The 7,080-nt window shown below is 62.2% G+C and carries 5 protein-coding genes; all 5 read left to right on the plus strand.

Annotated features, from left to right (window positions below):
• Positions 1-37 precede the first annotated feature (37 nt).
• A complete protein-coding gene (gene odhB, locus Q6A48_RS12255) occupies positions 38-1,264 on the plus strand; it encodes a 2-oxoglutarate dehydrogenase complex dihydrolipoyllysine-residue succinyltransferase (RefSeq protein ID WP_304554368.1) in 1,227 nt (408 codons plus the stop codon).
• A gap of 110 nt (positions 1,265-1,374) precedes the next feature.
• A complete protein-coding gene (gene lpdA, locus Q6A48_RS12260) occupies positions 1,375-2,811 on the plus strand; it encodes a dihydrolipoyl dehydrogenase (protein WP_304554369.1) in 1,437 nt (478 codons plus the stop codon).
• A gap of 197 nt (positions 2,812-3,008) precedes the next feature.
• On the plus strand, positions 3,009-4,175 hold the full coding sequence (gene sucC, locus Q6A48_RS12265; protein ID WP_003179235.1) for an ADP-forming succinate--CoA ligase subunit beta: 1,167 nt from the start codon (positions 3,009-3,011) through the stop codon (positions 4,173-4,175).
• Positions 4,175-5,059, plus strand: a complete 885-nt coding sequence (sucD, locus tag Q6A48_RS12270) for a succinate--CoA ligase subunit alpha (RefSeq protein WP_053149972.1) — start codon at positions 4,175-4,177, stop codon at positions 5,057-5,059. Before sucC ends, sucD begins: the two co-directional genes overlap by 1 nt.
• A gap of 450 nt (positions 5,060-5,509) precedes the next feature.
• Positions 5,510-6,823 carry a branched-chain amino acid transport system II carrier protein gene (gene brnQ, locus Q6A48_RS12275; protein ID WP_304554370.1) on the plus strand — a complete coding sequence of 438 codons (1,314 nt, stop codon included), beginning with the start codon at positions 5,510-5,512 and terminating at the stop codon, positions 6,821-6,823.
• Positions 6,824-7,080 lie beyond the last annotated feature (257 nt).

Raw genomic sequence — 7,080 nt, forward strand, 5'->3', positions numbered from 1 at the left:
TCGCGCACCTGAAACCGAATTTAAGGAACCACAGATAATGGCTATCGAGATCAAAGCCCCCACTTTCCCGGAATCGGTTGCCGATGGCACCATTGCCACCTGGCACAAAAAACCGGGCGATGCGGTCAAGCGCGACGAACTGATCGTCGACATCGAAACCGACAAGGTCGTACTGGAAGTACTGGCCGAGGCTGACGGCGTCCTGGGCACCATCATCAAGAACGAGGGCGATACCGTCCTGTCGGCCGAAGTGCTGGGCTCCATCCAGGAGGGCGGTGCTGCCGCCGCTGCTCCGGCCGCCGCTGCCGCACCTGCCGCTGCCCAGGCCGCCGCTCCGGCTGCCGACGGCGAAGACGATCCGGTCGCTGCGCCAGCAGCCCGCAAGATCGCCGAAGAGAACGGCATCAACATCGCTTCCGTGGCCGGCACCGGCAAGGGCGGTCGCGTGACCAAGGAAGACGTGGTGGCTGCCGTTGCGGCGAAGAAAGCCGCGCCAGCCGCTGCCGCACCGGCCAAGGCTGCCGCGCCGGCCGCCGCTGCGCCTGTGTTCGCCGCCGGCGACCGCACCGAGAAGCGTGTTCCGATGACCCGCGTGCGCGCCACCGTGGCCAAGCGCCTGGTCGAAGCCCAGTCGAACATGGCCATGCTGACCACCTTCAACGAAGTCGACATGACCGAAGTCATGGCCCTGCGTTCGAAGTACAAGGACCTGTTCGAGAAGTCCCACAATGGCGTGCGCCTGGGCTTCATGTCGTTCTTCGTCAAGGCGGCCACCGAAGCGCTGAAACGCTTCCCGGCGGTCAACGCGTCGATCGACGGTTCCGACATCGTCTACCACGGCTACGCCGACATCGGTGTCGCGGTGTCCAGCGACCGTGGCCTGGTGGTGCCGGTACTGCGCAACGCCGAGCTGATGAGCCTGGCCGAAATCGAAGGCGGCATCGCCACCTTCGGCAAGAAGGCCCGCGACGGCAAGCTGTCCATCGACGAGATGACCGGCGGTACGTTCACCATCACCAACGGTGGTACATTCGGTTCGATGATGTCGACCCCGATCGTCAACCCACCGCAAGCGGCGATCCTGGGGATGCACAACATCATCCAGCGTCCGATGGCAATCAACGGTCAAGTCGTGATTCGTCCGATGATGTACCTGGCGCTGTCGTACGATCACCGTCTGATCGATGGTAAAGAAGCCGTGACTTTCCTGGTGACCATCAAGAACCTGCTTGAAGATCCGGCTCGTCTGCTGCTGGACATCTGATCTCGCCGCGAGGGCCGGTCTGTCGACCGGCCCCTTGCTGAAACAACCGGTTTCGTCCCACGACGGTCGCCACAAGCGTCCGTCCGGTTTGATTCGAAAAGGAATGACTCATGACTCAGAAATTCGACGTGGTAGTGATTGGTGCGGGCCCTGGCGGCTATGTAGCGGCCATCAAGGCTGCCCAGCTTGGCCTCAGCACTGCCTGCATCGAGAAATACACCGATGGCGAGGGCAAGCAAGCCCTGGGCGGCACTTGCCTGAACGTCGGTTGCATTCCTTCCAAGGCGCTGCTGGACAGCTCCTGGAAATACAAGGAAGCGAAAGAAAGCTTCAACGTCCACGGTATCTCCACCGGTGAAGTCAAGATGGACGTCGCCGCGATGGTTGGCCGCAAGGCGGGCATCGTCAAGAACCTGACCAGCGGTGTTGCCACCCTGTTCAAGGCCAACGGCGTGACCTCGATCCAGGGCCACGGCAAGCTGCTGCTGGGCAAGAAGGTCGAAGTGACCAAGCCTGACGGTTCGGTTGAAGTGATCGAGGCCGAGAACGTCATCCTGGCACCGGGCTCGCGCCCGATCGACATCCCGCCAGCGCCTGTCGACCAGAAAGTGATCGTCGATTCCACCGGCGCCCTGGAATTCCAGGCCGTGCCAAAACGCCTGGGCGTGATCGGCGCCGGCGTGATCGGCCTGGAGCTGGGTTCGGTATGGTCGCGCCTGGGTGCCCAGGTGACCGTGCTCGAAGCCCTCGACACCTTCCTGATGGCCGCCGACACCGCGGTCTCCAAGGAAGCGCTGAAAACCCTGACCAAGCAGGGCCTGGACATCAAGCTGGGCGCTCGCGTGACCGGCTCCAAGGTCAACGGCGAAGAAGTCGTGGTGACCTACACCGACGCCAACGGCGAACAGACCATCACCTTCGACAAGCTGATCGTTGCGGTCGGCCGTCGTCCGGTGACCACCGACCTGCTGGCCGCCGACAGCGGCGTGGAAATCGACGAGCGCGGCTTCATCGCCGTCGATGACCACTGCGCAACCGCCGTTCCGGGCGTGTTCGCCATCGGTGACGTGGTTCGCGGCATGATGCTGGCGCACAAGGCGTCCGAGGAAGGCATCATGGTGGTCGAGCGCATCAAGGGCCACAAGGCCCAGATGAACTACGACCTGATCCCTTCGGTTATCTACACCCACCCGGAAATCGCATGGGTCGGTAAAACCGAGCAGGCCTTGAAAGCCGAAGGCGTTGAAGTTAACGTCGGCACCTTCCCGTTCGCCGCCAGTGGCCGTGCCATGGCTGCCAACGACACCGGCGGTTTCGTGAAAGTCATCGCCGATGCCAAGACGGATCGCGTATTGGGCGTTCACGTCATTGGTCCAAGCGCTGCCGAGCTGGTACAGCAAGGCGCGATCGGTATGGAATTCGGCACCAGCGCTGAAGACCTGGGCATGATGGTCTTCTCCCATCCGACCCTGTCCGAAGCCTTGCACGAAGCGGCCCTGGCCGTGAATGGCGGCGCCATCCACGTGGCCAACCGCAAGAAGCGTTAACAGACAATAAGAAACCACGGCGGTATGGCCCGTCGTGAGCCTTGCGAGCAAGACTCACCGCGGAATGTCCGCTGGACGCAGTCTTGCGTAGCCGAACCGGGTGACCGGAAGGCTACGCGAGCAGCAGTCACAGGTGGTGCGGCACTAAAAATGGTGCAGCACCGAATGCGCAGTACCTAACGAAGACGGTAATAAGCATGAATCTTCACGAGTATCAGGGTAAGCAGCTGTTCGCTGAGTACGGCCTGCCAGTATCCACAGGTTACGCGGTAGACACCCCGGAAGCGGCAGCAGAAGCTTGCGACAAAATCGGCGGCAGCGAGTGGGTTGTCAAAGCCCAGGTTCACGCCGGTGGTCGCGGTAAAGCGGGCGGCGTCAAGCTGGTTCGCAGCAAGGAAGACGCCAAGGCCTTCGCCCAACAGTGGCTGGGCAAGCGTCTGGTGACTTACCAGACTGATGCCAACGGTCAGCCGGTCACCAAGATCCTGGTCGAGTCGTGCACTGATATCGCTAAAGAGCTGTACCTGGGCGCTGTCGTTGACCGTTCGAGCCGTCGCATCGTGTTCATGGCCTCCACCGAAGGTGGCGTGGACATCGAGAAAATCGCTCACGATACCCCTGAGAAAATCCTCAAGGCCACCATCGACCCACTGGTTGGCGCACAGCCGTTCCAGGGCCGCGAGCTGGCATTCCAGCTGGGCCTGGAAGGCAAGCAAGTCACCCAGTTCGCCAAGATCTTCGTTGGCCTGGCCAAGCTGTTCCAGGACCACGACCTGGCCCTGCTGGAAGTGAACCCGCTGGTGATCAAGGCCGACGGCGACCTGCACTGCCTCGATGCCAAGATCAACATCGACGCCAACGCCATGTACCGTCAGCCTAAGCTGAAGACTTTCCACGATCCGTCGCAAGACGATCCGCGCGAAGCGCACGCTGCCAAGTTCGAACTGAACTACGTGGCCCTGGAAGGCAACATCGGCTGCATGGTCAACGGTGCCGGCCTGGCCATGGGTACCATGGACATCGTCAACCTGCACGGCGGCAAGCCAGCCAACTTCCTCGACGTAGGCGGTGGTGCCACCAAGGAACGCGTAACCGAAGCGTTCAAGATCATCCTGTCCGACACCAACGTCGCTGCAGTACTGGTCAACATCTTCGGCGGCATCGTTCGCTGCGACATGATTGCCGAAGGCATCATCGGCGCCGTGAAGGAAGTGGGCGTGAAAATCCCGGTTGTTGTTCGCCTCGAAGGCAACAACGCTGAGCTGGGCGCTAAAGTACTGGCAGAAAGCGGTTTGAACATCATCGCTGCTACCAGCCTGACCGACGCTGCTCAACAAGTTGTCAAAGCTGCGGAGGGCAAATAATGAGCGTCCTGATCAATAAAGACACCAAGGTTATCTGCCAGGGTATCACCGGTTCGCAAGGTAGTTTCCACACCCAGCAAGCCATCGAATACGGCACCCAGATGGTTGGCGGCGTAACGCCAGGCAAAGGCGGCACCGAGCACCTGGGCCTGCCCGTGTTCAACACCGTGAAAGACGCTGTAGCCGCCACTGGCGCCACCGCCAGCGTGATCTACGTGCCAGCTCCTTTCTGCAAGGACTCCATCCTTGAAGCAGCGTTCGGCGGCATCAAGCTGATCGTCTGCATCACCGAAGGCATCCCGACCATCGACATGCTGGAAGCCAAGGTCAAGTGCGACGAGCTGGGTATCACCCTGATCGGCCCTAACTGCCCAGGCGTGATCACTCCAGGCGAATGCAAGATCGGCATCATGCCAGGTCACATTCACTTGCCAGGCAAGGTCGGTATCGTTTCCCGTTCCGGCACCCTGACCTACGAAGCTGTGAAGCAGACCACTGACGCCGGTTTCGGTCAGTCGACTTGCGTCGGCATCGGCGGTGACCCGATCCCGGGCTCGAACTTCATCGACATCCTGAAGCTGTTCCAGGAAGACCCGAAGACCGAAGCGATCGTCATGATCGGTGAGATCGGCGGTTCGGCCGAGGAAGAAGCGGCGGCCTTCATCAAGGCCAACGTGACCAAGCCGGTTGTTTCCTACATCGCAGGTGTGACTGCTCCTCCGGGCAAGCGCATGGGCCATGCTGGCGCAATCATCTCCGGCGGCAAAGGCACTGCAGACGAGAAGTTCGCTGCATTGCAAGACGCTGGCGTGAAAACCGTGCGTTCGCTGGCAGACATCGGCAAGGCCCTGGCCGAGCTGACTGGCTGGGAAATGAAGAAGTAAGCTTCGGCTGACCGATTCGTTCCAGCAACAAAGGCCACCTTCGGGTGGCCTTTGTCGTTTCTGGCCCTGTGGGAGCAAGGCTTTGGTGGAGGGCGGGCCCTGTGGGAGCAAGGCTTGCCCGCGATGGCGTCAGCGTGAACTGATGGATAGAACTGAGTCGCCTGCATCGCGGGCAAGCCTTGCTCCCACAGATAAATGCCCTTACCGCAGGGGCTGCGCAGGAAAAATAGATACGTAAACGCGACACGTAGACGTCGCGCATCGGATAGTTTGCCCCTTTACAGTGCGTTTTATCGCCAGATTCGTTAGGCTAGCAGCCATTTTTGCGAGTGCTGCCCAAAAGGTGGCGACGCGCTAAACGGGTCGGTTTCAAACGAATCGACAGCATTTCCCTCTACCCTTCAGGGAAATCCCTCTCTAAATTCCGATTCAGTAGTGTGGTTTCCTTAAATGAAAGTGTTGAAAGGCCAGGACATCCTGGCGCTTGGTTTCATGACATTTGCCCTGTTCGTCGGGGCTGGCAACATCATCTTCCCGCCTATCGTCGGTTTGCAGTCCGGGCCCCATGTCTGGATGGCGGCGCTGGGCTTCCTGATCACGGCGGTGGGCCTGCCGGTCATCACCGTCGTGGCCCTGGCCAAGGTTGGCGGCGCGATGGATGCCTTGAGCAGCCCCATCGGCAAGATCGCCGGCGGCCTGCTGGCCGCGGTGTGCTACCTGGCCGTCGGCCCGCTGTTCGCCACGCCGCGCACCGCCACGGTCTCGTTCGAAGTCGGCCTGGCGCCGCTGACCGGCGAGAGCCCGCTGGCGCTGTTCCTCTACAGCGCCGCGTATTTCCTGTTGGTGTTCGTCATTTCGCTCTACCCGGGTCGCCTGCTGGACACGGTCGGACGCTTCCTCGCACCGCTGAAGATCATCGCCCTGGCCGTGCTCGGCATCGCCGCGTTCGCCTTGCCCGCCGGCGACATCGGCGTGGCGACCCCCGAGTACGTCGCGGCACCGTTCTCCCAGGGCTTCATCAATGGCTACCTGACCATGGATACCCTGGGCGCGCTGGTGTTCGGCATCGTCATCGTCAACGCGATCCGTTCCCGGGGCGTCGAATCGCCGGCCCTGATCACCCGCTACGCCATCATCGCCGGGCTGATCGCCGGGGTGGGCCTGGCGCTGGTCTACGTCAGCCTGTTCCGCCTCGGTTCGGGCAGCCATGAAGTGGCGGCGGGGGCGACCAATGGTGCCGCGGTGCTGCATGCCTACGTACAACACACGTTCGGCAGCCTGGGCAGCGGTTTCCTCGCGGTGCTGATCTCCCTGGCGTGCCTGGTGACGGCGGTGGGCCTGACCTGCGCCTGCGCCGAGTACTTCAGCCGCGTCCTGCCGCTGTCCTACAAGACCCTGGTGGTGATCCTCGCGGCGTTCTCGCTGCTGGTGTCGAACCTGGGCCTGACCAAGCTGATCGCCTTCTCGATCCCGGTGCTCACAGCGATCTACCCGCCGTGCATCGCCCTGGTGGCGCTGAGCTTCTGCAAGGATTTCTGGCACGAGCAGGGGCGCATCGTCGGCCCGGTGATGCTGGTGTCTTTCCTGTTCGGCCTGGTGGATGCCCTCAAGGGCGCCGGGCTGGCGGACTGGATGCCGGCGCAACTGGCCCACCTGCCCCTGAGCGAGCAGGGCCTGGCCTGGCTGGTGCCGTCGGTGATGACCCTGGTGGTGGCGGTGGTGTGTGATCGCCTGCTGGGCAAGCGCAGCGAAGCGCTGGCGTAAGCCGGGTTCCCCCAGCCGATAACCAAATGCCCCGCATCGATCGATGCGGGGCATTTTTTTATGGCGCAGATGCAGTGTCTTTTTCCTTGGGCTAACGTCGAAGCAGTGTCTTGAAAGGCCTGCACAGAACCTTGTGGGGGGGGGGGGGGGGGGGGGTGGGGGGGGGGGGGGGGGGGGCCGCGGGGGGGGGGGGGGGGGGGGGGGGGCCGGCCCGCCCCCCCCCCCCCCCGTTTTACCCCCACCAGGGGCGTTTTTAT

Origin of the sequence: Pseudomonas citrullilanati (assembly GCF_030580855.1) — a bacterium.
Lineage (GTDB): Bacteria > Pseudomonadota > Gammaproteobacteria > Pseudomonadales > Pseudomonadaceae > Aquipseudomonas > Aquipseudomonas citrulli.